General features: G+C 48.8%; 2 protein-coding genes and 1 pseudogene. All 3 read right to left on the bottom strand.

The annotated features are described in order from the left end of the window. Positions 1–718, bottom strand: a pseudogene (locus tag DU506_RS20910) (IS200/IS605 family accessory protein TnpB-related protein); the annotation flags it as partial. A 215-nt stretch (positions 719–933) separates the two neighbouring features. Then, positions 934–1,530 (bottom strand): exopolysaccharide biosynthesis protein, encoded by a 597-nt coding sequence (locus DU506_RS20905; RefSeq protein ID WP_114488757.1) that lies wholly within the window; start codon positions 1,528–1,530, stop codon positions 934–936. A gap of 247 nt (positions 1,531–1,777) precedes the next feature. Then, complete coding sequence (locus tag DU506_RS20900) at positions 1,778–2,716, bottom strand: glycosyltransferase family 2 protein (protein WP_114488756.1); 939 nt, start codon at positions 2,714–2,716, stop codon at positions 1,778–1,780. Positions 2,717–2,891 lie beyond the last annotated feature (175 nt).

Raw genomic sequence — 2,891 nt, 5'->3', positions numbered from 1 at the left:
GAAACCCGCGTGCGTGGACAGTGCCTTGAGCATCGACGACCGCCCAGGTCGCCGCCGTGTTAATGCCAACATCCACCGCCAGCACCCGGTCAGGGGCGCCTTTGGCGGGCTTGGGTGGATCGAACAGCTCGGGCAACGAGAGCTGCCATTGTCGACCGTTAGTGGTCAGTAGCGGGGATTTGGCCTTGCCTTTCCCCCGGAACCGGCATGTTCCCTTGAGCCGAAATCCCATCCAGACCCAATCATTATGCTGTCGCACCTTGATAAAGGCATGGCTGGCATCGGCATTGATCTTGGCGCACTGGCTCCCGTAAAGGCTCGGAAAGGTCTTGGTGCTGGATGTCAGGCGCGGTGGTTTGGCGTGCAGGTGTTTACGATCACCGCTGCGCCACGCCTCAAACCGTGTCACGAAGGAGCGGACTTGACCGACCGCATCCATGATAGCGACACGGCGAAGGTACGATGGAAATTTGTAGTAGCGTTTAGCAAAGTACGTGTAGCGTACCTGTGGTCGTTTTTGGGTGGGATGTATCAGCCGTTCCATTACCTCGACCACCGCGTTCCCTTCGCAGACGCCGACCTGCGGCCAGTGCGTATACGCCACGGTCATGAGATCGCGCACCAATCGCCGATACAGTACCAGCGTATCCGTCAGAGCGGTCTGTTGGTCGGCACTGGTGACATGTAGCGCCAGGGAGTCGGAACGGATGATCGGCATAAGAAAACTATATATCCAACCAGTGATAAGAACAAGCAAGGCTGACACCTTGCCCTGCCTTAACTGCCGATTCATTCAAAGAATCGAATCGCAGAATGCGGCAGGATTTTGTTCAAACCACGACCATAGTTGCCTCTGCCGGCAGAAATCAAGAAGCTCGTAGCATATTGCTACTCCCACCCAACAATTTTTCCAAGCATGGCCAGGGGTGAAAATCATAGGAAGTAATAAAAGATGAAACCCAGTGTCACGGCCATGAAAGCGAAAGCCAGCAACGCAAGCAGACCATCCCTTGCCATCAAGGATAGGCCAAACAAGGTAAGCGCCAGCCCCGCGCCATTGGCAGTAAATGGCACCACTTCCATCGGCGGCATCGCCAGCGCGATGAGAATGCAGGCAATGGCTATCGAATAGGTGCCTATTCCTTTAGTAAAAATCGTCAAACGCGGCCGAAGAAAGCGATCAAGAAACTTTGCCGGTGGCCGCATCCACTTGATTGCCTTGTGGAGTTTCTGCTTTTCAACGGAGCGGTCCAGCAACAAATTCGGTAGCCAAAAATAACGCCGCCCCAACACCAATTGGCCCGCCACGATAAATACCACTGCTGCCATCACGGTAGGTACCCCAGGTATATCGCCCACCACAGGCAACAGGGTAATAATCCCGGGAAACAGCAGAAGCGGGCCGAACGACCTACGGCCTATCGAGGCAACCACATCTCTAACCCTGACTGTTTTATCCCGGCTTCCCTCGGCGTCACTGAGTCGATCCAGCATCTGCTCCAAATCAGCGGGTTCGTTCGGTCTATCCATCTAAAGATTCCTCTTTGCCTGAATGCATTCAGTTTGCATAAACCAGGCTCTGCTGGAAACCTCAGTAACGTCGTTTCATTGCCATTTGCATCGCATCATGTACGCGTCTGAAAGATAGCGCTGCATTGACTACTGCCCTGCCTGCCTATTCTGGTGCCACCGACCAGGCACAAAGCATTATGAGCTTGCGCCGATAATGGCTCTTGGCATAGACATTTATTCTTCGGAGCCACTCTTAAAACAATAGTTAAGATCTTTTCGGCTTGGCCAGTCCCAATAACAAAGCCAACCTGTAAGTAGTCGAATAAGCCTTAAAATAATAGCATAAAAAATAGGCCAATAACCTTTCAGATGAAGTCAAGTCTTTTTCAAAAAATAGCTTTAAAGCTTTACGCGGAGGAACATAGCCTTTCACAAGAACCAAGAGAAAGTTATTCTTTTTATCTTGATTCTGCTTTACCGCACCCCCAATAACTCGCTTTCGCTTTTTAAGCATTGCCTTAATATCAGAACGTGCAGGATGGTTTACTATAACTTCAGGTGTGTATTCTATAGGTATTCCTTTATCTTCTGCTCGCCACCCCCATTCATTATCACCACCAGACATGAGACTATCGTCAAAATATCCAACCGTCTCGAAATGTTTTGACCAAGTTACCATATTGGCCGTCGCTGAACCTCCGGATTGAGCATATTTCTTTTGATCAAAGCCGAAAGCCTTTTCATAAATTTCAACAATTTTCAGTTTGTCCGTTTGAAAGAAAAGCTCTATTTTGCCCGCTATTCGCTCAGCACCATTATCAAGCCGTGCAACGGCTGACTCAAGCCAGAAAGGGTCAGGAATACAATCAGAATCAGTAAACGCTATTATTTCCCCTCGTGAAATTTTCAAAGCGGCATTCCTAGCCGCATAAGAGCCGGCTTTATCTTCTGAAATGAGTTTGTAATTTTTGGGTAAGAAAAAATCAGGGGGAGGCATGTCGCCGGGTGCATTGTTTACAATTATCACTTCAAAAGCATCGCGAGGTAACGACTGCTTTTGTAGAGCAACCACACATAATTGCAGACGCATCCAATCATAATAGGTAGGAACTATCACTGACACTCTTGGGCTACTGGTTTGCATAAATCCTCCAGAATTTTCTCTAACCATATTACATTGTAACTCTTGTTCGAAAAAGAGCATTTTCAATCGTTCCTTGCGTGGTTATCGAAGGTCTGGAAAAACGATGTCTGTCTCTCAACCCGCTTTATTCATCACGCCCGCGGTAGCGTCATTATTTAGCGCTTTACGACTACGTAATCCGAGCTTTGTGGCTATCTGACGTCTTCTTGACGGGGTAACGATGCAATATTGTTTT

It is taken from the genome of Vreelandella rituensis (assembly GCF_003336665.1).
In the GTDB taxonomy this organism is placed as follows: domain Bacteria; phylum Pseudomonadota; class Gammaproteobacteria; order Pseudomonadales; family Halomonadaceae; genus Vreelandella; species Vreelandella rituensis.
The sequence above is the reverse complement of the archived record's forward strand: the minus strand, read 5'-3'. Positions and strand labels throughout refer to the sequence as shown.

Excerpts from the sequence above, each read along its gene's own strand:
- DU506_RS20905 (WP_114488757.1), bottom strand. The coding sequence starts at position 1,530 with ATGGATAGACCGAACGAACCCGCTGATTTGGAGCAGATGCTGGATCGA.
- DU506_RS20900 (WP_114488756.1), bottom strand. The coding sequence starts at position 2,716 with ATGCTCTTTTTCGAACAAGAGTTACAATGTAATATGGTTAGAGAAAAT.